The sequence below is a fragment of the Deinococcus yavapaiensis KR-236 genome (assembly GCF_003217515.1).
In the GTDB taxonomy this organism is placed as follows: Bacteria; Deinococcota; Deinococci; order Deinococcales; family Deinococcaceae; genus Deinococcus_A; species Deinococcus_A yavapaiensis.
In genome coordinates, this window is record NZ_QJSX01000001.1 from 75,757 (window position 1) to 96,558 (window position 20,802).

A 20,802-nucleotide genomic window follows, 5' to 3' on the forward strand; every position below is an offset into this window, starting at 1 on the left:
CTTCACGGTTTACTTCTTGAGATCGTTCGCGACGTCCGTCGCGCCTTGCCTGACGTCGTCGGTCGCGTCCTTGCCGTGGTTGTGTGCGTCGCGCATCGCCTTGCGGATGTTCTCCTTGAGGTCGGCGGCGGGTTCCTTGTCACGGCCGCCGCTCACGACTTGCTGAGCGGTGGACTGCGTCTTGTCGGCGGCGTCTTTGGCTCCGTCGAGGGCCGTCTGGGCTTGCTGCTTGCCTTCGTCGACGGCTTGTTGCACGTCGCCCTGCGCTTGCTGCATTTGGTCCTTGGCTTGGGAGGCGACGTCCTTCGCGGCGTCTTGCGTGGCCGACTTCACGTCGCCCACCGCTTCCGTGGCGGCGCTCTTCACGTCCTGCGCAGTCTTTTGGAGGTTGTCGGCGTTGCTCGCCACGGCTTCCTTGACTTTCTGGACTCCGCTCGTAGCGGCGCTCGCGACGCTCTTGGCGGCGTCGCCGACGCCGAGTTCGTTCGCCTTGTTCATGAGCGCCTCGCGGTTTTCGGGCTTCATGAGGTAGTACGCGGCGGCGGCGGCGCCGGCGAGCAGGGCGAGCGACAAAAAGGAGGATCCGCCACGCTTCGTTTCCAAATCGACTTCCACTTCATGGTGCTTCGTCATAGTGCCAGCCTAGAAGCGGCCGTTTCTCATGAGGTGAGGTGAGCCTTCAGACACATTCGTTCAGGAAGACTCGCCCAGCAGGCCGAGGCGCTCCGCGAGGTTCTCGGCGAGCACGTACTCGTCGTCCTCGACGCGCAGCACGACGCAACCGCGCGTCAGGTACCACGTCTTGATCTTCTCCCACGCCTCGTCCTCGCCGTCCGCTTCGAGTTCGAGGTCCGCCAAGGTTTCCATGACCTCGCCGTCGATGCTGTCGGAGCGCAACGCCTCGGCGTGGCCGCTGAAGACGTAGTCGTTGACCGCTTCGTCTTTGTTGGCGGGCTCGCCGAACTCGAGGCGGTCGTCGCGCTGGCGCAGGCGACCGAGAAACGCGTCGAAGTCGTCGGGACTGAGCTCGATGATCATGCCGTCACTTTAGCAACACGCACCGCGCCCCGACCTTCAACCATTGCTTCGCGCATGCTTCCGACGAGACGCATAAACTGACCGCATGAAACGACGCGATTGGATCGTGCTGCTGCTCGCCTTGCTGCTCGGCATCGCCCTCGCTCAATCGGGCGGCGGCTTCGGCGGAAGCGGCGGGGGAAGCAGCGGCGGAAGTGGTGGGGGCAGCTTCGGCGGCGGAGGCGGGAGTTACGGCGGTGGGTACGGAGGCTACGGCGGAAGCTTCGGCGGAGGCGGCTTCGGATTCGGCGTCCCGGTCTTCTACGGCGGCGGCGGTGGCGGAGGCGGCCTCATCGGCACGATTCTCGTCATCGTCATTCTGTTCGTCGTCTTCGGGGCGATGCGCCGCGCCCTCTCGGGCGGTTCGCGCGGCGCGCTCGGCGGCGGACTTTCCGGCGGCGGAGCGGCGCACGCGGTGAAGGCGCAACTCATCCTCACGGAAGGGGACGAGGTGAAGGCCGCGCTTCAGCAAGTGGCGCGCAGCGGCGATCCGGATTCGAACGAGGGCCTCGCGCGCATGCTCGCCGAGGCGGCGCTCGTCGTGCTGCGCCACCCCGAGCGCTGGACGTACGGCGCCGTCGAGTACCAGCGGCTCGATCCGACGAGCGCCGCCTCGCGAGTCGGGGCTTGGGCGACCGAGGCGCGCGCCGCCTTCACCGAGCAGACGACGAGCAACTATCAAGACAACAGCCTCACGACGGGCTTTCAACATCGAGGCGACTACCAAGCGAAGCAGGGCGGGTTGTACCTCGCCGTGACGATCGCCGTGGCCGCCTACGCCCTTCCGACCGTGCCGCAGCAGGGCGCGGCGAACGCGGCGGCGGCGCGCGACGCCCTGTTGGGCATCACGGGCATCTCGCCGAGCGACTTGGTGCGCGCCGAGGTCGTGTGGAGCCCCGACGCGCCCGGCGAGTTCCTCAGCGAAGACGAGGCGATCATGAAGTACCCGAAGTTGTCTCGCTTGTGACGAACGTCCGCGCGCAAAGGTGCGGCGCGCCCTTGCGCCCCACGGGCAAACGTAAGCTATACTCCCGAAATGCACAAACTGATCATGACCGCCATCTTGGCGGTTTCGACCGTGGGTTTCGCGGCCAGCCTCAACGAAGCTCAAGCGTTGCTCGACCAAGGAAAGTTCCGCGAAGCGGCCGAGATGGGCGAAGACCTCGCGACGTCCGATAGCCTCGCCCTGGCCGCACAAGCCGTCACGCTCGGCGCGTCCATCTCGGCCGAGTCGAGCCGTCAAGGAATGTTCGACCGCGCCGTGAACTTGGCGAACAAGGCGATCGCCGCCGACAAGAACAACGCCAACGCGCACTTCGAACTCGCGCGCGCGCAAGGCCGCCTCGCGCAGTACAAAGGCATCATCGAAAGCCTCGGGCTCGCCGGAAGCGTCAAGAACGAGCTCGAAACGGCCCTTCGCCTCGACAAGAACCTCGCGGGCGCCTACGTCGCGCTGGGCCTGTGGAACGCCGAGCTCGCCTCGAAGGGCCTCATCGCGACGCTCCCGACGGGCGCGAACGCCAACAACGTCGCGCCGAACTTCGAGAAGGCCATCTCGCTCGAACCTCAAAATCCCACTCACCGCTTCGAGTATGCCAACGCCTTGTTGAAGCTCGCCAACGCGCGCAACAAGAACAAGGCCAAGGCGATCGCGGTTCTCGAAGGCGCCGTGAAGCTCGACGCGAAGGGCTTTTGGCAGCAGCGGGACCTCGACGCGGCGAAACGGCTCCTCGCCAGCCTCAAGTAACGAGCGACAAGTCACGAGACGAGGGGGAAGGCATGATGCCTTCCCCCTCGTCTTCCAGCAAGTCGGTTTTACGCTAAGCTGCCCTCGACTCATGGTGCTTCGTCGTCCCTTCGACGTCCTCTCGGCTCCGCTGCCCGCCCTCGTGGTCGTCGCGCCGCTCGTGTGGTGGGGCGCGTTCGCTCCTCCCCTGCTGTGGATTTTGCCCGTCACCAGCTTGCTGCTGTGGCACGAGCGCAAAAACGTGCGCGCGCTCGACGTCGCGCAGTTCGCGTTCGTGCTGCTCGGCTTGTTCGTGGCCTTCTACGAAGCGCTTCCTTGGTTCCCGGCGACGACGCTCGTGCTGCGCTTCGCGATCACCGGGTACCTGTTGTCGTCGAGCTTGAGGATCGTGACGAGTTCTCGGCCCAACCGCTTCGCGTGGGGCCTCGGAGCGCTCGGCGTCGTGTGGCTCAGCGCTCCGAGCGGCGTCGGGCTGTGCGCGCTGCTCGCGTCGGCTTTCCTCGCGGCGGAAGTCGGCCACCGTGCGCGTCAAGACCGAGCGCTCGTCGTGCCTCGCGGCGTCGGGCCGCTGCTGGTCGGCGTGCTCGCCCTCGGTCTCGCCGGAGGTCTCGTGTCGCTTGCCCGCGTCGACGTGACGTACCGCGATCCGGGCGGTACCGCGTCGCCCTTCACCGGCTTCCGCTTCGGATGGCCGAGCGAAATTCGCTCGAATCCACCCCAGTGGCTGTCGTGGCTACCGAACGCCGCCTACGCCCTCGTCGTGATCTTCGTGCTGCTCGGCCTCGCCGCGCTCTTGTGGACGCTGTTCGCGTACTCTCGCACCGCCTTGGAGGATTGGCAGTTGCGATTCGCCAAACCCAAGCCCACCTTGGAAGAAGCGCCGCCGCCGAGCGCGCCGTCGCCGGAAGGCGTGAGGCGCCTCTACGCCCGCTTTCTCGCCATCGCCCGCACCGAGGGCTTCACGCGGCGCGCGGACGAGACGAGCTTGGAGTTCGAAGCGCGTGTCAAGTCGCGCCACCCGGCGTGGAGCGGCGCGATCGACGACCTGAGCCGCGCTTACCACGAGGTTCGCTACGGCGAGGTGCCGTCGCGCGACGTCTTCGACGCGGCCAGCGCCGCCTTGCGAAGCATGGAGGGCGACGCGTGAAGCTACTGGGGCTCGCCGTGATCGGAGCGTCGCTCGTGGCGTACGGACACGGGCCGTGGTGGCTGGTGTTCGTGTGGGCGCTCTTGCTGTGGAGCGTGCGAACGTCCGAGACGGCGAGCCGCGTCGCCGTCACCGCCCCCATTGTCGTCGCGCTGATCGGCGCGCTCGCTTCCTGGCCCGACCTCTTGGTGACCGCGAATCAATTCATCCGGCTCGCCCTCGTGGGCTTGGCGTTGCACTTCGGCCTCAACGCGGTCGAGGAGCGTCGCCGAAGCGGCCTGCTGCTGTTCGCGGCCGTGTGGCTGGCAACGCCCACTCCCCTTGGCCTGCTCGGACTTGCGCTCGGCGGCCTGGGCCTCGGGGGCATCAAGCAGCGTGGCGTCCGGGTCGTTTCGGCGCCACGCGCCGCGATCGCGCTCGGCGTCGCGGCGGCGGCCGTCACGCTGTTGGCGTTCGCGTTGCCGCGGCCCGTTCCCTGGTCCTTCGCCCGCCCGACCCCGGTGGCGAGCGCGAACGGCCGCGCCGAACCCGCCGCGGCGCCAAGTTCGAGAAACGTCGTGACGACGACGAGGCGCGCGGACGACGCGCCGCCCGTCTTGGCGCAAAACCGGACGGGCCCAGGCCTCGACGTCCTGGTGAACGTGCTGCTGTGCTCGTTCGCCCTGTTCGCCTTCGCGATCGCTTGGCAAACGTGGCGTGTGCGCGCACGACGGCTGGGCGCGAAACCCCATTGGAGCGACGCCTTGCCGGTCGTTGCGCTCGTCGGCGGACTCGCGATGCTCGTCGCGTGGGCCGGACTGCAAAATCGTGGAGCGGCGGGCAGGGCGAGCGGCGCGAACGCGGTAACGAACCTCACGACCTCGGCGGTGGACGGCGCGCGCCATCTACCGCCGCCTTGGAACGCGCTGTTCGCGACGCTCGGCTGGCTCGGAATCGTCGGAACGCTTCTCGGAATCGTGCTGCTGACCGTCCTCACGATCGTGATCCTGCGTTCGCGCGCCGACGACGAAGTCGCCAAACTCAAAGCCGACGGACCTGACGCGGCCGCCGTGATTCCCCCGCCGCTTCACCGAGTGCGCGAAGCGTACCGCGCCTTGCTCGTCGCCCTCGAACACCTCGGCCTCGGACGTCGCGCGGACGAGACGCCTGAAGAACTCGCTTCGCGCGTGACCTCCGCGTATCCCGGCGTGGCCAACGACCTCGCCGTTCTCACCTCGCTGTACGAACCCGTGCGGTACGGCGGCGTCCTCACCGAGCAGGACGCCGACACGGCCGAGCGGGCGGCGCGCAGCATCACCGCTCGCCTCGAGGAGCAACGCGACCTCGAACAGCGCCTCAAGGAGCAGCATGACCAACATGAATAATTCCACGAACGACTTCGCCAGCCGTATTCTCGGCAACGTCGCCCGCGTCCTCGTGGGCAAGGAGGACGTCACGCGCCTCGCCCTCGCGGGCATTCTCGGCGGCGGGCACCTCTTGTTGGAAGACGCGCCCGGGACGGGCAAGACGATGCTGGCGCGCGCCCTCGCCGTGAGCCTCGGGCTCGGGTTCAAGCGCGTGCAGTTCACGCCCGACCTGCTGCCGTCGGACATCACGGGCGTCAGCGTGTACCGCGCGGCGACCGCCACCTTCGAGTTCGTGCCCGGCCCGATCTTCACGGGCGTCCTCCTGGCCGACGAGATCAACCGCGCGACTCCCAAGACGCAGTCCGCCCTGCTCGAAGCCATGGGCGAAGGGCAAGTCACGGAAAGCGGCGTCACGCACCGCCTGCGGCAACCGTTCGTGGTGATCGCCACGCAAAACCCCATCGAGCACGAAGGCACCTTCCGGCTGCCCGAAGCTCAACTCGACCGTTTCCTCGTCAAGCTTTCCGTCGGTTATCCCAGCGAAGTCGAGGAAGCCGAGATGCTCGGCCGCTTGCAAGAGCGCCATCCCATCGAGAGCCTCGGACCCGTGAGCGACGCGGCGGAACTCGAGGCGGGGCGCGCGGCGGTGCGCCACGTGCACGTCGCGCCGGAAGTGCGCGCCTACATCGCCGGGCTCGTCGCCAAGACGCGCGAGCACCCCGACCTCGCCCTCGGCGCGGGACCGCGCGCCAGCCTCGCCTTGCAAAGCGTCGCGCAAGCCCTTTCGATGCTCGCGGGGCGCGGCTTCGTCATCCCCGACGACGTGAAGCGCGCCGCGTCGAGCGTCCTCGGTCACCGACTCGTGCTGCGCACCGAAGCGAGGCTGCGCGGCCTCACGTCCGCCGAGGTCGTGGACAACGTCCTCGGGCAAGTGCCCGTTCCCGTCGAGGCGACGACCGCTTGATCACGTACCTGCTGTGGCTGGGCGTCCTAGCGCTGATCGTGACGGCGACGCTTCTGCTTTACCGCCGCCCTCCGAAGGTGGACGTCACGCGGACGTTGCCGAGCAGCATCTTCGCCAATCAAAGCATGGAGCTCGCCGTGCGCGTGCGGGTGCGCGCCTCGCTTCCGACGCGCGTTCACTTGGAGGACGCGCCGCCGCGAACGATCGTTCCCGACGCCACGGTCGACTTCGGCGGCTTGCTGCTCGGCGACAGCGAGCACGAGCTTCGCGTGAAACTCACCGCGAATCGGCGAGGCGTCTTCGAATGGCAAGACGTCAAGCTCGCGTGGGCGGATCCGTTCGGCTTGAAGTGGCGCTCGGTGACGCTTCCCGTGCGCTCGGTCGTCGAAGTCTATCCGCGCACGCACGGCCTCGTCCTTCCGAACCTCCTGCGGCCCCTGCTCAGCGAAGGTAACTTGACGCGTACCATCGGCCTCGAAGATCCCATGAGCTTGCGCGGCGCACGCCCTTACGTGCCGGGCGACGCCCCTTCGCGCATTTCGTGGAAGCTTTCCGCCCGCTCGGGCGAACTCATGCTTCGCGAACTCGAACGCACGGCGAGCAGCAGCTTGCAAGTCCACCTGGACTTGCACGGCAACGACACGTACGTCGAGAGCGCCGTGCGTCTCGCGGCGAGCCTCGTCGGCGAAGCGCTCGACCTCGGCTTGCCCGTCAGCGTCAGCGACGCTTCGGGCGCCACCGAGACGGGTCACACACCCGAAGCGCTTCGCCTCGCCCTGCGAAAGCTCGCCCAAGCGAAAGCCGAGACGGGCCCGCAACGCGTTCCGCCGCCGAAGCTCGGCAGCAACGTCGTCATCATCACGGGCGCCGCTTCCGACGACCTCGTGCGCGAAGCCCTCGGCGCGAGGTCGGGCGCGAGCCGCGTCGTCATCGTCGCCTTGCCCGAAGGGTTCTACTTGGAGCCCGGCGAGAAAGGCCGTCCGATCCGCTCGGCGCCGCCTGACGAGATTCGAGCGTTGGAGCGGCGAGCCGGCGTGCTGGCGGAAAGTGGCGTGCTGGTGTTCGTTTTGCGTGGAAATCAAAGCGTGCTGAAGTTGGGCGGATAGGCGACGCGACGAGCCGAGACGCACCTCGCGGGGTGCGTCTCGACTCCAACGTTCGTTACGCCTGCCCCTCGTCTTCCACGAGGTGCAAGCGCACCTCCACGTTTCCGCGCAAGGCCCTGCTGTACGGGCACAACTTGTGCGCCTCCTCCATCACGTGCTGCGCCTGCTCTCGAGGCAACCCGGGCAGTTTGACGTGCAACTCCACGTCAAGCATGTACCCGAGGTCGTCGCGCGCGAGGCCCACGTCCGCCGTGACCTCGGTCGTTCCGAACTGCTGGACTTTGTCGCGCCGTGCGACGGCCCCCACGGCGCTTTGGAAGCACGCGGCGTAACCTGCCGCGAACAATTGCTCGGGGTTCGTCCCGACGCCGCCACCGCCACCGAGTTCTTGCGGAACGCTGAGTTTTGCGGCGAAGTGATGGTCGGGCGTGTCGATGTGTCCCGCGCGGCCGCCGTGCGCGGTGGCGCGGGTGCGGAAGATGATCTTGTGCGTCGTCTGGCTCATGCGTTGGAGCGTAAGGTGCGGGCGCGGCCCCGGTCGGTCAGCATGCGCACCGTTTGAAGACTTGCGCAGGGCCGGCTCATGCACGCGCCGTTCAGTCCCAACGTGCGTGCATGTCCTCTTCGGCGCGGCGCCAGCGAGGCGAGGCGCGATCGATGGTCTCGAGGGCGCTCAGATCCTCGGCGTGAAGTTCGTCGAACTCGCCGGGCCTGAGGTCGCCGAGCCACAAGCCTCCGAAGCGAACGCGAACAAGGCGCGTGACGTCGGCGCCAAGCGCTTCGACCATGCGGCGCACTTGTCGGTTGCGGCCTTCGCGGAGGGTGATATACAAGCCGCCCGCGGCGCGCTCCACCACGGCGGGCGAGGTGCGACCATCGTCGAGATCGACGCCTCGCTCGAGTCGTTCGAGGTCGCGGTCGGCGAGATCGACGTCCGTCCACGCGCGGTACTGCTTTTCGTGTTCGTAGCGCGGATGGGTGAGGCGCAAGGTGAGGTCGCCGTTCGTGGTGAGGAGCAGCAGTCCCTCCGAGTCGCGGTCGAGACGTCCGACGGGGTGCAGGCCGGGCACGCGCGGCATCTTGTCGAGGACGCCCGCGCGGCCCAGTTCGTCTTTCGCGGTCGTGACGACGCCCTTGGGTTTGTACAAGGCGAAGGTGGTGTGCTGTCCCGTGGGCGTGTCGAGAAGGTGGCCGTCGACGCGCACGTCGTCGGCGTCCGTGACGCTCGCCCCGAGGGTCGCGACGATTCCGTTGACGGTGACGCGCCCTTCGCGAATGAGGTCTTCGGCGGCGCGCCGACTCGCCACGCCGAGGCGCGCGAGTCGCTTTTGCAATCGTTCGCTCATAAGCGGGTGCGCTCCTTGGGCAGCACGACGGCGAGCACGGCGAGTACGGCGAGCAGGCCGGCTACGACGAGCGGCGCGAGCAAAGGCAAATCGCCGAACAGAGGCGCGCCGCTCAACACGGCGGGCACGAGGGTCGCGGCGACGAGGAGGTTGCCCGCGACGAGTCCCGTGACGAATCCGACCGAGGGGCGGCTCGAGGAAACGGCGAGTTGAAGACCCCAAGCGACGAGCACGGCGCCCGCCAGCCTCGGAAGCCACGCGGGCGAGAACGTGATTCCGGCGACGCCCGTCGCGGGAAGGAAATACAAGGCGCCGCCCACCACGAGGTAGAAGACGGCGCTGAGAAAGAACACGAAGCGAAGCACGCGGTCAGTGTAAAGCCTCGGAACGCGCTACTCTCAGGTCGTGCCGATCTTCGTCGTCGACAAGCCGCTTCGCCTCACCTCTCACGACGTCGTGAGCCGCGCTCGCCGTTCGCTGTCCACGAAGCGCGTCGGACACACGGGAACTCTCGATCCGCTGGCGACGGGCGTGCTCGTCTTGTGCGTGAACGACTCGACGAAGCTCGTGCAGTTCATGGAGCACGACTCCAAGGACTACCTCGCGTGGATCAGTCTCGGCGCGAGCACGCCGACCTTGGACGCAGAGGGACCGATCGAGGAGCGGGTGAGCGTGGACGTACCGAGCGAGATGCGCGTACGTGAAGTGCTCGGTCGGTTCCTGGGACGGCAGCAGCAAGTTCCGCCTCAGTACAGCGCCCTTCAAGTCGGGGGGCGACGTGCGTACGACGTCGCCCGTCAAGGCGGCACGCTCGATTTGCCCGCTCGTCACGTCGAGATTCACGACCTCGCCCTGCTCGGCGTGTTCGAGAACTTGGACGCCAGCCCGAGGAATCTCGACGGCCGAACGTTCGCGTTGCCAGAAGCGCTCGGGGCCTTCCCCACCCTGCTCGTGCGCGCGAGCGTCGGAAGCGGCACGTACATTCGCTCGCTCGCCCGCGACATTGGAGCCGCCTTGGGCGTGCCCGCCCACCTCGCCGGCTTGGTGCGAACGCGCGCTGGGAAGTTCCACCTTCGGCAAGCGAGCGGACTCGACGATTTGGCGAGCGCCGCGCCGCACGGCGACCTCGACGCGGTGAACTTGCCGCGCATCGAGGCGGACGCGCGGCTTGCCAAGGCCTTGCGGGACGGCAAGAAGCCCGAGTCGCTTCTGACGGGTCGGTACATCGTGACGTGCGACGGAGCGCTCGTCGCCGTGGTGGACGGGGATGGAGAGCGGTTGCGGGTCGTGCGGGCGTGGGCCTGAGGAGCCCTCACTCCAGAATCAGCTTCGTCGTGTGCTTTTCTTCCTTGGCGGCGATGGTGGAGTTCGTCTTGCTGACTTCGGGCATGGCGGCGAGAACGTCGACCAGGAAGCGCTGATACGTTTCGAGGTCGCCGACGACGACTTTCAGCAGGAAATCGTATTCACCGAGGCAGAAGTAGCACTCGAGCACTTCTGGGCGGGCGCGCATCTTTTCGGCGAAGGTCGTGAAGCCTTGCTTCGTCTGCTTGTCGAGGGTGACGTGCACGAACACGGTGAGGTCACGGCCGACCCTGGGCTTGTCGAGCAGCGCGACGTACCGTGAGATGACGCCTTCGTCTTCGAGACGTTTGACGCGCCGAAGGCAAGGAGCGGGCGTGAGGCCGATCTCGTCGGCGAGTTCCGTGTTGGGGATGCGGCCGCGTTCCTGCAGGATGTCGAGAATGCGACGGTCGATCGCGTCGAGGCTGACTTCGGCCATGATGTCTCTAAGGATATGCTATCTTCGGCAACTCTGTTGCGCGAAGGAGGCGTGGAGAGGGCAATGGCGCAATCCTACCTAACGAGCGTTTTGCTACCCTGGTCTCACTTATGAAAATTGGCTTGCCGAAAGAGATCAAGGTCAAGGAGAACCGCGTCGCCCTCACGCCCGGTGGGGTCGCCACGCTCGTCCGCCGAGGACACACGGTCCTCGTGGAGCGCGGCGCGGGAATCGGGTCGGGCTTTCAAGACGGCGAGTACGAAGCGGCGGGCGCTTCCATGGGCACGGCCGCCGAGGCGTGGGCGGCCGAGATGGTCGTGAAGGTCAAGGAGCCCATCGAGGCGGAGTACGGCTTTCTGCGCGAAGACTTGCTGCTCTTCACGTACCTGCACCTCGCCGCCGACCGCCCCCTCACCGAGCGGCTGCTGGAAAGCGGCACGACGAGCGTCGCCTACGAAACGGTGCAAGTCGAGGACGGTTCGCTGCCCCTGCTCACCCCGATGAGCGAAGTGGCAGGCCGCCTCGCCGTGCAGGCGGGCGCGTACTACCTGCAAAAACCCAACGGCGGGCGAGGCGTCCTGCTCGGCGGCGTGCCGGGCGTTCAACCCGGCCACGTTCTCGTGATCGGCGGCGGCGTCGTCGGCACGAACGCCGCGAAGATGGCGATGGGCCTCGGCGCGAAGGTGACGGTCCTCGACGTGAACCAAAAGCGCCTCGCGTACCTCGACGACGTGTTCTTCGGGCGTCTCACCACCATGATGAGCTCCGAGGCGAACATCCGCGCCTTGCTGCCCGAGACGGACTTGCTGATCGGCGGCGTGCTCATTCCGGGCGCGAAGGCCCCGCACCTCGTGACGCGCGACATGCTGAGCCTCATGCAAGAAGGCAGCGTCATTGTGGACGTCGCCGTGGACCAAGGCGGATGCGTCGAGACGATCAAGCCGACCACGCACGACGATCCGGTGTACACCATCGACGGCGTCATCCACTACGGCGTGGCGAACATGCCGGGCGCCGTGCCGCGCACGTCCACCTTCGCGCTCACGAACGCGACCTTTCCGTACGTGGCGATGCTCGCCGACCAGGGCCTCGACGCGCTCGCCCGCTCCGCAGCGCTGCGCAAGGGACTGAACACGCGCGGCGGCAAGCTCACGTTCGCGGGCGTCGGCGAAGCGTTCGGCTTGGAAAGCGTCGAGCCGGAAGCTGCGCTGGCCTAAGGCGCTTCGGCGCAGTTCGCCCCCTCCCGCGTCAAGCGGGAGGGGGCGTCGCCTTGATCGACCCACCTGCGGCGCGTTCTCGGCGCCCCTGCTACTATTTCGACTCGGTACAAATGAGCGTCGATACGCTTTTGTATACTGCCCTGTAACCTGGAGGGTTCCTCTTGAACGGACAAATTATTATCACGGAGGCGGCCCTCGCCTCTCTCATCGGCTTGACGGCCCACGAAGTCCCAGGCGTCGTCGGCATGGCCCCCGCGAACTTCCGAGACGGCATTCTCAAGGTTCTCGGCCGCGCGCAATCGCGCGAAGGCGTCGTCATCGCGAAGGAAGACGGGCGCTTCACCGCCGACCTCTACATCGTCGTGGCGTACGGCGTGAACATCCCCACCGTCGCCCGAAACATCACCGATCGCGTGGAGCACGCCGTGAAGACCATGGCGGGCATCGACCTCAAGGCCACGCGCGTGCACGCCGTCGGAGTCAGCCATGGCTAATCTCAGCGCTTCTCAAATCGCCGGAGCTTTGCGGTACGCCACCGATTGGCTTGGCGTGTTCCGCGAGCAAGTCAACGCTCTCAACGTCTACCCCGTCCCGGACGGTGACACGGGCACGAACATGCACCTCACGATGCAAAGCGTGCGCCGCGAACTCGACACCTGCGACGAGAACGACATGCGAAGCGTCGCCCGCGCCATCTCCTACGGCGCCCTCCTCGGCGCGCGCGGCAATTCGGGCGTGATTCTCAGCCAGCTTCTCAAAGGCTTCTCCGAAGCCATTCGCGACTTGCGCGACGTGTCCGCGCAGCAGCTCACGCACGCCCTCGAAGCCGCGCAGAAAAGCGGGTACGGCGCGGTCATGAAGCCTGTCGAAGGCACGATCCTCACGGTCGCCCGCGAAACCGCGAAGGGCGCGCGCGGCGGTACCGTCACGGAAGTCCTGCAAAACGCTCTGCACGCGGGTCGCGAGGCCCTGGCGCGCACTCCCGAGCAGCTCCCGGCGCTCAAGCAGGCGGGCGTCGTCGACTCGGGCGGGCAAGGCTACCTGTACGTCATCGAAGGCATGCTCGGCCACCTCGAGGGCCGAGAGTTGCCCGAGGCTCCGAAAGTCGAGTCGTACGCGGGCGAGCAGTTCGAAACCGAAGAGTTCGGTTACTGCACCGAGTTCCTCATGGCCGACGCCACCATGCCCATCGAGCAGATTCGCGAACTCGTCGCGCCGTTCGGCGACTCGCTGCTCGTCGTCGGCGCGGAAGGATACGTCAAGGGCCACATCCACACGAACGAACCCGACGACCTACTCGCCACGGTCGGACGCCACGGCCGCATGATGCGCACGAAAGTCGAGGACATGAGCGAGCAGCACACCGAGATTCTCGCGATGGCGGGCGCCGCGAGCCGCGCCGAGGAGGAGGTTCCCCAGTCGGGCCTCGTCGCCGTCGCGAGCGGCTACGGACTCGTGAAGCTCTTCCGCTCGCTCGGCGCCCGTATCGTCTCGGGCGGGCAAACGCAAAATCCCAGCGTGCAGGACATCGTCGACGCCGTACGGTCCGTCAGCGCCGACAAGGTCATCGTCTTGCCGAACAACAAGAACATCCTGCTCGCCGCGGGCAAGGCCGTCGAGCTTCTCGGTGACAAGGCCGTCGTCGTGCCGACGCGCACCCTGGGGCAAGGCATCGGCGCCGCCTTGGCGTTCACGGCGGAAGCGACCGCCGAGGATCTCGTGTCCGCCATGGAGGAAGCGGCGAAGCGCGTCACGACCCTGGAGGTGACGCGCGCCAGCCGAACCACCAGCATCGGCGGCCTGGACATCAACGAAGGAGACGTCATCGGCTTGCGCGACGACGAGCTCGTGCACGCGGGCGGCTCGTCGGAGGACGCCGTTGTGGCGATGCTGCAAGCGGCGTTTGAAGGTCAGGAGATCGTGACGATCTTCAGCGGACCGCAAGTGACGGCGGAACGAGTCGACGCCCTGAAAGCTCGGATCGGCGAGGAGTTGCCGGAAGTCGAAGTCGAATCGCATCCGGGCGGCCCTGATTTGTACGATTACCTCGTGACGTTGGAGTGAGGTGGCGTGGGTGGTCGGAGCCGAAGCACAGCTCGTGAGCTCGCCAGGGCCCGCCCCCACTCCCAACCCCCCGACCCTTGCAGGGATCGGGGGGCTCAAGTTGCACCGGACCGGTCGGAGAACGCGTGCCCATGGGAACGCCACGAGGAGCTTGCCTTCTCGCTGCTCGCCCGATCCACCCGTCCAATCGGCGTTCCTCGTCATCGACACTCCCGGGCCGGCCGCGACACGACGAGACCCAGTTCCTGGCAGGGCAGGCCGAGTCCAGAGTTCGGCTCCTTCCCGGCCTTCTGCCATGACCAGATGCACGGCCTGATTCAATCAAGGAGCTTCATGATCGACCCCAACATCTTCTCCACCGCCCATCCCGACGCCCGGCCTGCCCAGCGCATCACTTGGGACTCGCGCCTCGTCGACGAGGCCACCGCGTTCGCCGCCCTCGCCGGAGAACGCATGCACGGCAACGCGTTCATCTCCCAGGCCCTCGACCGAGGCGCCCCGTTCATCCTCTCGAACTTGGACGTGGAGCGAGGCGTGAAAGTAGACGACGCGACGACGGCCCTACGGCAATGGGCGAGGGCGACCCGCGACCGACTCGGAGTTCCCGTGGTCGGCGTCACGGGCAGTGTCGGGAAAACGACCGCCAAGACGTTCGCGGCGGCGGGACTGGGCGGTGTGACGACGCCCGGCAACCTCAACACCCTCAACGCGATCGCGTGCTTCTTACTCGAGCACGGGGAAAGCCGCGAGCCGCTCGTGATGGAGATGGGCATCGACCGCGTCGGGGAGATGCGCGAACTCGTCGACCTCGTGGCGCCGAGCGTGGGTGTGGTGACGGTGATCGGCGAATCTCACCTCGAGGCGTTCGGTTCTCGCGCGGTGATCGCGCGAGAAAAGGGCGTGATCCTCGAAGCGCCAGGCAAGCTCGTCGGCGAGGCGGCGGCGGCGGAGTGGTATCCGGGCGTGCCATCTTATGGCTTCGGGCAGGCGGCGTCATTTCGCGGCGAGGCGTTGCAGGTGTCGCCGAGCGGCGCGACGTTCTCGTTTCGCGGCGTGGACGTTCAAGTTCCCAACGGTCGCCGACCGGAGGCGGAGGCGGCGCTGCTGGGCATGATCCTCGCGGAGATGCACCAGTTGGACTTGTCGGCGGCGGCAACGCGAATCGGGCGCGCGAACGTGCCCGGCGGACGCAACCGCGTGCTTCCAGGGGCGTTCACGATCATCGACGACGCCTACAACGCGGCGCCGACGTCGATGCGCGCCGCGCTCGACGCGCTTGCGGTGCGTGAAGGCCGCCGAATCGCGGTGCTGGGGGACGCGCTGGAACTCGGGCCGACCGCGCCGAAGTTGCACCGGGAAGTCGGCGAGTACGCGCGGTCGAAAGCGCACCTGACGTTCGGCGTGGGCGAATTCGGGGCGCTGCTGGCCGAGCGCTCTTTCGATTCGCGTGAGGCGTTGATCGAGGCGTTGCTGGCAGAGGTGCGCGCGGGAGACGTGGTGCTCGTGAAGGCGTCGCGAGGCGTCGGTCTGGACGTCGTGGTGGAAGCGTTGAAGGAGCGTCAGCGTGCGCTGGCGTGACGTGCTGGCGATCGTCTCGGTACTGCTCGCCCTCGCGGGGTGCGCGCCGAGCGCGACGAACGCCGGGACCGGGACGTCGAGTCGCGGGCCGGTGCGCGCCGCGTTCTCGAATCTCGGGGTGATCTGGACGCAGGGCGGCGGCGCCTTCATCGCGCTCGCACCCGACTTTCGTCCGCAAGGCGTGGTGCCGAGCGGGGTGAATGACGTGGCGTGGGTGGCGGGTGACGCTTGGATCGCCTCTCCCCTGTCGGGCGTGGTGAGGAAGGTGACGGGCCGACCCGACTCGGTGCGGGCAGGTCGCGTGGTGCTGCTCAGCGCGACGCGCGTGTACCGCGAGGACGGCAGCGCCGTGACGTACTCGGGCGAGCCCACGGGCGGCCTCATCGGCACGCCGAGCGCGGTCGTGACGGGAGGAGATGGCTTCGACTACGCCTTGCAAGGTGGGCGCGTGCTGCGCGTGGGTTCGGCGGCGGTCGTGGTGGACGCCTCGGCGCGCGGGCCTTTCTTGGCGGCGACTTCGGCGGGAGCGGTCTCGACGCTGTTTCCGACGGTGTTCGGAGCGAGCGGTTCGTACCGAATCGCGAACGGGCGTTTGGAGCGCCTCGACGCGGCGGGCGTCGTGCGCGCCGGTGTGCCGCACGAGCCGGGCGTGGCGGGCCTCGTCGCGGAGTTCGTGGTGACGATCGGGGAGAGTGGACGGCTGCGGGTTTTCCGCTACGATCTATCGGAGGTCGATCGGTGAACGATTCTTTCGGTAGCTTGCTCTTCGGTAGGTCGTGGTCTTGATCGCGACCGCGCTTCTCTCTTGGTTTCTCGTCGGTCTGTTCGTCCGTGTGTCGAAGGCGCGCGGTTGGGGGCAGCCCATTCGTTCGGACGGGCCGCAATCGCACTTGTCGAAGGCGGGAACACCGACGGCGGGCGGCATCGCCTTCGTCGTGGCCCTCTCGGTCGTGTTCGCTTGGATCTTCGTGCGTTACGACGTGTCAGACCGTGACCTCACGGTGATGCTGACCGCGCTCGGGATGGGCTTCATCGGTCTCGTGGACGACTTGCTCAAGATCCGCTCGCGCATGGTGGGCGGCGGCAAGAAAGAGTTGCTCGCCCGCGAAAAGTTCCCGTTGCAGTTCCTCGTCGGAGGCGCGTTCGCGTACTTCGCTTGGCGCCTCGGCGCGCAAGTGCCAGGCAGTCCGGGAGCGTGGTTCGACATCGGCTTGTGGACGCTCGTGATGGTGGGCTCCGTGAACGCCTTCAACTTCACCGACGGGCTCGACGGTTTGCTGGCGGGCGTCACGATCATCGTGCTACTGCCGTTGCTCGGCGTGACACCCTTGGCTAGCCTCATGATCGGCGCTCTCCTCGGTTTCATGTGGTTCAATCACCACCCCGCGCGGGTGTTCATGGGTGACATGGGGTCGCACGCCATCGGCGGGCTCGTGGCGGGCGCTTACGTGATGAACGACTGGACGTGGTACCTGCCCATCGCGGCGCTCATTCCGGTCGTGGCGGTTCTGAGCGTCGTGCTGCAAGTCGTGTACTTTCGTCGCACGGGCGGCAAGCGGCTGTTCAAGATGTCGCCGATCCACCATCACTTCGAGTTGTCGGGCTGGCCCGAGTCGAAGGTGACGGTCCGCTTTTGGCTGGTGACCGCCGTGGCATGCGGTCTCGTATGGACCTTGGCGCGCTGAAGCACGCGGTTCCCATCCATCGGCGCTCGCCGCGCCTTTAGACTGTCTTCGGCATGGCGGACATACTGATTTACGGCCTGGGGCGCAGCGGGCGTGGCGCGGCGCGATTCGCGCGCCGCCAAGGATGGTCGGCGTCGTGGCTGGACGCGAAGCCGACCGCGGAGGATCTCGCCCTCATGGACGAGTTCGGTTTTCGGCGTGGAAGCGTGGAGGCGCGGTACGACTTCGTGGTCGCCGCGCCGGGCGTACCGATCGATCACCCGGACTTGAGGCGGTTGCGGGAAAACGACGTGGAGGTGATCGGCGAGGCGGAAGTCGCTTTTCGGTTTCGATCCGCGCCGATCGTCGGAATCACGGGCACGGCTGGCAAGGGCGGCACGTCGAGCCTCGTGTCGCAACTCTTGACCCACGTCGGCGTGAAGGCTCCGCTCGGCGGAAACTTCGATCCACCGCTGCTGGACGTGATAGACGACGCCGAGGTGGCCGTCGCGGAACTGTCGAGCTTTCAACTCGAGCGCGTGGCGTCCTTTCGGCCCATCGTCGCCGTCGTGACGAACCTCGGCGTGGACCACTTGGACCGCCACGGCAGCGTCGAGGCGTACCACGCGGCGAAGCGCAACATCACGCGGACGCAAGGACCGACGGACGTCTTGGTGCTGCCCGAGGGGCTGCACGTTCCGACGAACGCGGCGGTCGCGCGCTTCTCCAACGACCGGATCGCGCTTTCGGACGGTCGCGAGGTGCTGAAGGGCGGCGAGCTTCCCGAAGAACATCATCCCGCGAACGCGGCGGCGGCGGTCCTCGCGGTGGAAGCGGCCCTGAAGCGCCTCGGCCGCGCCGTGGACGTCGCGGCCTTGCGAGACGGCCTGCTCGCGGCTCGGCCGGTCGCGGGGCGATTCGAGACGGTCGCGCGCCGAGGCGGCGTGCGCTTCGTCGAGGACTCGATCGCGACGCGCGGCCTCGCGGTGCGCGCGGCGTTGCAGCGCTCGGCCGCTCCCGTCGCGTGGATCGTGGGCGGGCGAGACAAGGGCGCGGACCTCGCGGAACTCGTAGACGTCGCTCGTGAGAAAGTGAGCGTCACGGTAGGGTTCGGCGAGGACGGCGAGAAGTTCGCGTCGTACTTCCACGAGCACGCGAGCGTTCCGATGAAGCTCGTGACGGCGCGCGACGGCGAGGCGGCGATGCGGGAGGCCGTGCAAGTCGCGTTCGAGGCGTTGGGCGGCGCGGGTACGGTGCTGCTCGCCCCGATCGGGACGAGCTTCGACTTGTACAAGGACTACAAGGCGCGCGGCGAAGCGTTCAAGCGCGCGGCGCGGCAAGTCGCTTTGGAGGTGGGCGCGTGAGCTTGCAACTCGTGCTCGCCCAGGTGCTCCTGCTGGTTCTCGGCGTGATCGGGGTGGGCACGGCGCGGCCCGACCTCATCGTCGATCACGGATCGAAGGCGGTCCTCGCGCTGGGTTTGACGTTTTTGCTGTCGAGGTTCAAGCCGAAGTTCTTCACGTCGGTCGCCCTGCTCGGATTTCTCGTGTGCATCGCGCTGCTGATCCTCGTGTTGTTCGTCGGGGAGGGCGGCGAGTGGGGCGGCGGGAAGCGTTGGCTGGACTTCGGCGGGCCGTTGCGCTTCCAGCCGTCGGAGTTCATCAAGCTCGCGCTCGTGCTGCAGCTCGCGTCGTTCTTCGCGCGGCGCGGCGTCGCGAAGAAGCTCATCAGCGCGACGGCGATGATCATGCTGTCCACCGTCCTCGTGCTCGTAGAGCCCGACGTCGGCTCCACCGTGCTGATCTTCTCGCTGGGCCTCGTGCTGATGTTCGCCGCCGGCGTGAAGTTCACGTCCATCGGCGGATTCGTGGCGGCCCTGGGGTTGCTGGCGTTGCCGTTCGCGTCGAACTACCTGGAGCGCCATCCGTATATCACCGAGCGGTTCTTCGGACACGTGGCCGAACTGAAGGACACGAACACGAAGGAGGCCACGCAAATCGATCTCGCGCACCGCGACATGACGCAAGGCGGCTTGTACGGTCGTGGGCCTGACGGTCCGAAGTACAGCCTTCCGGCAGGACACACGGACATGGTGATCGCGTCCGTGGCGTTCAGCACGGGTCTGCTGGGCGTCGTGACGGTGATCTTCGCGTACTGGTTGATCGTACAAAGCGGTCTCAGCGTGGCCGAGCTCGCGGGGCGAATACGGCCGATGACGCCCGAGATTCACGCGGCGAGCATCATGGCGGTCGGCGCGATGTTCATGATCGTGGCGCAGGCGTTCGTGAATCTCGCCGTGGCCGTCGGGCTTTTTCCGGTGACGGGCGTGCCGTTGTCGCTCGTGAGCTACGGCTTTTCGAGTTTGTTGTCCAAGAGCGTCGCGCTCGCCGTGATGCACTCGTCGATTCGCGAGATTCACGCGCACCTCGGCCTCACGAAGAGCGGAAAGAAGGAGCGGAAGTTCGAGCCCGTTCCCGCTCCGGCGGACTGAGGATGAGACGGAAATTGTCATGACGTGAAGCGCGTGCACGCGCTACACTCCGCAATGTGAAGCGTTTCAGGCTCGTTCCTTCGACACGGCGTTCCTCGATTCGAGGGGCGCCGTGAGTCATGTCGTCCTCGCCACGGGAGGCACCGGAGGGCACATCTTTCCGGCGGTCGCGCTCGCGCGTGAGTTGCGAGCGCGAGGCTTAGAGGTGACCCTGCTCGGTCAGCGGGGCGGCATGGAGGAGCGCATCGCGGGCGAGGCGAACTTGCCGTTCGTCGGGGTGAGCGCCGGGAAGCTCGCGCGTTCCAAACCGGATCCACGAGAAGTGCTGCGCGCCATCAAAGGCTTTCGGGAAGCGCGCTCGTTTCTGCGCAAAGCGCGTCCCGGGTGCGTCGTGGGCTTCGGCGGCTTCGCGAGCTTGCCGGGCGTGCTCGGCGCGCAGGCGCTCGGCATTCCCACGGTGCTGCACGAGCAAAACGCCCGCCTGGGCCTGACGCAACGCCTCGCGCTGCGGCGAGCCAAGTTCGTCGCGACCGCGTACCCCGACGTCAAGGGGCTCTCGGAAGGGCGCGGCGTTCTCGTCGGAATGCCCGTGCGCGAAGATCGCGTGCAGCGCGCCCAGGCGTTGCGCAAGCTCGGCTTGCAAGACGGTCCCTTGACGATCTACGTGACGGGCGGTTCGCAAGGCAGTCTCGCCCTCAACGACCAAGTCCCCGGCGTGCTCGAAGGGCTGTTCGGCGTGGAAGGATTGTGGGCGCGCGGCTCGGTGCAAGTGCTTCACTCCACGGGAACGCGCTGGATCGGCCGCGTGTCGGCGGCGACGAAGCACCTGACGTGGTACAAGACGTCGGGCTTCGTGGACGCGGTCGCGGCATGGGCGGCGGCCGACCTCGCGATTTGCCGTTCCGGCACCGGCACCCTCGCCGAGGCGGCCTTTCACGGCGTGCCCCTCGTGATGGTGCCTCTGCCTTCGAGCGCGGAGAATCACCAGCTGTTCAACGCGCGCAGCGTGGAAGCGGCGGGCGCGGGACGTGTCGTGGAGGAAGCGCACCTCGGGCGCGACCTCGGCTCGGTCGTGCTGCAGTGCCTCGCGGCCGACGTGCGCGCGGGAATGCACGCCGCCGCGCTCGCTCGGTCTTCGTCGGGCGCGCCGCAGAAGCTCGCCGACCTCGTCGTTCAGGCCATCGGCTCCTCGTCTCCTCTTCGTTCTTCCCAAGGCCTCGCATGACAACGAATCACGTCAGACCACACTCTTCCAAACAACACTTTCAC

At 67.2% G+C, this 20,802-nt stretch carries 22 protein-coding genes; 16 read left to right on the top strand and 6 right to left on the bottom strand.

The features are described 5' to 3' along the window. Positions 1 to 9 precede the first annotated feature (9 nt). A complete protein-coding gene (locus tag DES52_RS00360; protein ID WP_110884786.1) occupies positions 10 to 633 on the bottom strand; it encodes a hypothetical protein in 624 nt (207 codons plus the stop codon). A gap of 60 nt (positions 634 to 693) precedes the next feature. Continuing rightward, positions 694 to 1,038, bottom strand: coding sequence for a hypothetical protein (locus tag DES52_RS00365; protein WP_110884787.1), 345 nt, complete (start codon positions 1,036 to 1,038; stop codon positions 694 to 696). Positions 1,039 to 1,123: 85 nt separating this feature from the next. Here DES52_RS00365 and DES52_RS00370 point away from each other — a divergent pair, with 85 nt between their 5' ends. From DES52_RS00370 to DES52_RS00395, 6 genes are all read left to right on the top strand, one after another. Continuing rightward, positions 1,124 to 2,044, top strand: a complete 921-nt coding sequence (locus tag DES52_RS00370; RefSeq protein ID WP_110884788.1) for a DUF1517 domain-containing protein — start codon at positions 1,124 to 1,126, stop codon at positions 2,042 to 2,044. A gap of 69 nt (positions 2,045 to 2,113) precedes the next feature. Next, positions 2,114 to 2,824, top strand: a complete 711-nt coding sequence (locus tag DES52_RS00375; RefSeq protein ID WP_110884789.1) for a tetratricopeptide repeat protein — start codon at positions 2,114 to 2,116, stop codon at positions 2,822 to 2,824. Positions 2,825 to 2,915: 91 nt separating this feature from the next. Further along, positions 2,916 to 3,971 carry a DUF4129 domain-containing protein gene (locus DES52_RS00380; protein WP_110884790.1) on the top strand — a complete coding sequence of 352 codons (1,056 nt, stop codon included), beginning with the start codon at positions 2,916 to 2,918 and terminating at the stop codon, positions 3,969 to 3,971. After that, positions 3,968 to 5,335, top strand: coding sequence for a DUF4129 domain-containing protein (locus DES52_RS00385; RefSeq protein ID WP_110884791.1), 1,368 nt, complete (start codon positions 3,968 to 3,970; stop codon positions 5,333 to 5,335). The genes DES52_RS00380 and DES52_RS00385 overlap by 4 nt, the downstream gene beginning before the upstream one ends. Continuing rightward, a complete protein-coding gene (locus DES52_RS00390; protein WP_110885154.1) occupies positions 5,328 to 6,281 on the top strand; it encodes an AAA family ATPase in 954 nt (317 codons plus the stop codon). Before DES52_RS00385 ends, DES52_RS00390 begins: the two co-directional genes overlap by 8 nt. Next, a complete protein-coding gene (locus tag DES52_RS00395) occupies positions 6,278 to 7,387 on the top strand; it encodes a DUF58 domain-containing protein (RefSeq protein ID WP_245900531.1) in 1,110 nt (369 codons plus the stop codon). The genes DES52_RS00390 and DES52_RS00395 overlap by 4 nt, the downstream gene beginning before the upstream one ends. Before the next feature lie 55 nt (positions 7,388 to 7,442). Here DES52_RS00395 and DES52_RS00400 read toward each other — a convergent pair whose 3' ends face one another. From DES52_RS00400 to DES52_RS00410, 3 genes are all read right to left on the bottom strand, one after another. Further along, on the bottom strand, positions 7,443 to 7,892 hold the full coding sequence (locus tag DES52_RS00400; RefSeq protein WP_110884792.1) for an organic hydroperoxide resistance protein: 450 nt from the start codon (positions 7,890 to 7,892) through the stop codon (positions 7,443 to 7,445). Between the two features lie 91 nt (positions 7,893 to 7,983). Beyond that, entirely contained in the window at positions 7,984 to 8,733 is a 750-nt protein-coding gene (locus DES52_RS00405) for a pseudouridine synthase (protein WP_110884793.1), read from the bottom strand. Further along, positions 8,730 to 9,098, bottom strand: coding sequence for a hypothetical protein (locus DES52_RS00410; RefSeq protein WP_110884794.1), 369 nt, complete (start codon positions 9,096 to 9,098; stop codon positions 8,730 to 8,732). The genes DES52_RS00405 and DES52_RS00410 overlap by 4 nt, the downstream gene beginning before the upstream one ends. A gap of 40 nt (positions 9,099 to 9,138) precedes the next feature. On the opposite strand from DES52_RS00410, the gene truB reads away from it, so the two are divergent. Continuing rightward, positions 9,139 to 10,038 carry a tRNA pseudouridine(55) synthase TruB gene (gene truB / locus DES52_RS00415; RefSeq protein WP_110884795.1) on the top strand — a complete coding sequence of 300 codons (900 nt, stop codon included), beginning with the start codon at positions 9,139 to 9,141 and terminating at the stop codon, positions 10,036 to 10,038. Positions 10,039 to 10,045: 7 nt separating this feature from the next. Here truB and DES52_RS00420 read toward each other — a convergent pair whose 3' ends face one another. Continuing rightward, positions 10,046 to 10,516 carry an Lrp/AsnC family transcriptional regulator gene (locus tag DES52_RS00420; RefSeq protein ID WP_110884796.1) on the bottom strand — a complete coding sequence of 157 codons (471 nt, stop codon included), beginning with the start codon at positions 10,514 to 10,516 and terminating at the stop codon, positions 10,046 to 10,048. A 110-nt stretch (positions 10,517 to 10,626) separates the two neighbouring features. Between DES52_RS00420 and ald the strand changes: the two genes are divergently transcribed. The 9 genes from ald to murG all read left to right on the top strand — a co-directional run bounded on the left by ald (position 10,627) and on the right by murG (position 20,758). After that, complete coding sequence (ald, locus tag DES52_RS00425) at positions 10,627 to 11,733, top strand: alanine dehydrogenase (protein WP_110884797.1); 1,107 nt, start codon at positions 10,627 to 10,629, stop codon at positions 11,731 to 11,733. 164 nt (positions 11,734 to 11,897) lie between these two features. Next, complete coding sequence (locus DES52_RS00430) at positions 11,898 to 12,230, top strand: Asp23/Gls24 family envelope stress response protein (RefSeq protein ID WP_110884798.1); 333 nt, start codon at positions 11,898 to 11,900, stop codon at positions 12,228 to 12,230. Further along, entirely contained in the window at positions 12,223 to 13,800 is a 1,578-nt protein-coding gene (locus tag DES52_RS00435) for a DAK2 domain-containing protein (protein ID WP_110884799.1), read from the top strand. Before DES52_RS00430 ends, DES52_RS00435 begins: the two co-directional genes overlap by 8 nt. A gap of 333 nt (positions 13,801 to 14,133) precedes the next feature. Continuing rightward, on the top strand, positions 14,134 to 15,378 hold the full coding sequence (locus DES52_RS00440; RefSeq protein WP_110884800.1) for a UDP-N-acetylmuramoyl-tripeptide--D-alanyl-D-alanine ligase: 1,245 nt from the start codon (positions 14,134 to 14,136) through the stop codon (positions 15,376 to 15,378). Then, entirely contained in the window at positions 15,365 to 16,120 is a 756-nt protein-coding gene (locus DES52_RS00445; protein ID WP_245900533.1) for a hypothetical protein, read from the top strand. Before DES52_RS00440 ends, DES52_RS00445 begins: the two co-directional genes overlap by 14 nt. Before the next feature lie 34 nt (positions 16,121 to 16,154). Then, entirely contained in the window at positions 16,155 to 17,063 is a 909-nt protein-coding gene (locus tag DES52_RS00450) for a phospho-N-acetylmuramoyl-pentapeptide-transferase (protein ID WP_245900535.1), read from the top strand. A 53-nt stretch (positions 17,064 to 17,116) separates the two neighbouring features. Further along, positions 17,117 to 18,406 carry a UDP-N-acetylmuramoyl-L-alanine--D-glutamate ligase gene (gene murD, locus DES52_RS00455; protein ID WP_110884801.1) on the top strand — a complete coding sequence of 430 codons (1,290 nt, stop codon included), beginning with the start codon at positions 17,117 to 17,119 and terminating at the stop codon, positions 18,404 to 18,406. Continuing rightward, positions 18,403 to 19,533 (top strand): FtsW/RodA/SpoVE family cell cycle protein, encoded by a 1,131-nt coding sequence (locus DES52_RS00460; protein ID WP_110884802.1) that lies wholly within the window; start codon positions 18,403 to 18,405, stop codon positions 19,531 to 19,533. Before murD ends, DES52_RS00460 begins: the two co-directional genes overlap by 4 nt. 112 nt (positions 19,534 to 19,645) lie before the next feature. Next, positions 19,646 to 20,758: an undecaprenyldiphospho-muramoylpentapeptide beta-N-acetylglucosaminyltransferase gene (murG, locus tag DES52_RS00465; RefSeq protein WP_110884803.1), complete on the top strand. Its 1,113-nt coding sequence runs from the start codon at positions 19,646 to 19,648 to the stop codon at positions 20,756 to 20,758. Positions 20,759 to 20,802 lie beyond the last annotated feature (44 nt).

Coding starts and splice junctions, on each gene's coding strand:
- DES52_RS00420 (WP_110884796.1), bottom strand. CDS start 10,516: ATGGCCGAAGTCAGCCTCGACGCGATCGACCGTCGCATTCTCGACATC.
- DES52_RS00365 (WP_110884787.1), bottom strand. CDS start 1,038: ATGATCATCGAGCTCAGTCCCGACGACTTCGACGCGTTTCTCGGTCGC.
- DES52_RS00435 (WP_110884799.1), top strand. CDS start 12,223: ATGGCTAATCTCAGCGCTTCTCAAATCGCCGGAGCTTTGCGGTACGCC.
- DES52_RS00375 (WP_110884789.1), top strand. CDS start 2,114: ATGCACAAACTGATCATGACCGCCATCTTGGCGGTTTCGACCGTGGGT.
- DES52_RS00400 (WP_110884792.1), bottom strand. CDS start 7,892: ATGAGCCAGACGACGCACAAGATCATCTTCCGCACCCGCGCCACCGCG.
- DES52_RS00440 (WP_110884800.1), top strand. CDS start 14,134: ATGATCGACCCCAACATCTTCTCCACCGCCCATCCCGACGCCCGGCCT.
- murD (WP_110884801.1), top strand. CDS start 17,117: ATGGCGGACATACTGATTTACGGCCTGGGGCGCAGCGGGCGTGGCGCG.
- DES52_RS00370 (WP_110884788.1), top strand. CDS start 1,124: ATGAAACGACGCGATTGGATCGTGCTGCTGCTCGCCTTGCTGCTCGGC.
- DES52_RS00405 (WP_110884793.1), bottom strand. CDS start 8,733: ATGAGCGAACGATTGCAAAAGCGACTCGCGCGCCTCGGCGTGGCGAGT.
- DES52_RS00360 (WP_110884786.1), bottom strand. CDS start 633: ATGACGAAGCACCATGAAGTGGAAGTCGATTTGGAAACGAAGCGTGGC.
- DES52_RS00390 (WP_110885154.1), top strand. CDS start 5,328: ATGAATAATTCCACGAACGACTTCGCCAGCCGTATTCTCGGCAACGTC.
- ald (WP_110884797.1), top strand. CDS start 10,627: ATGAAAATTGGCTTGCCGAAAGAGATCAAGGTCAAGGAGAACCGCGTC.
- DES52_RS00380 (WP_110884790.1), top strand. CDS start 2,916: ATGGTGCTTCGTCGTCCCTTCGACGTCCTCTCGGCTCCGCTGCCCGCC.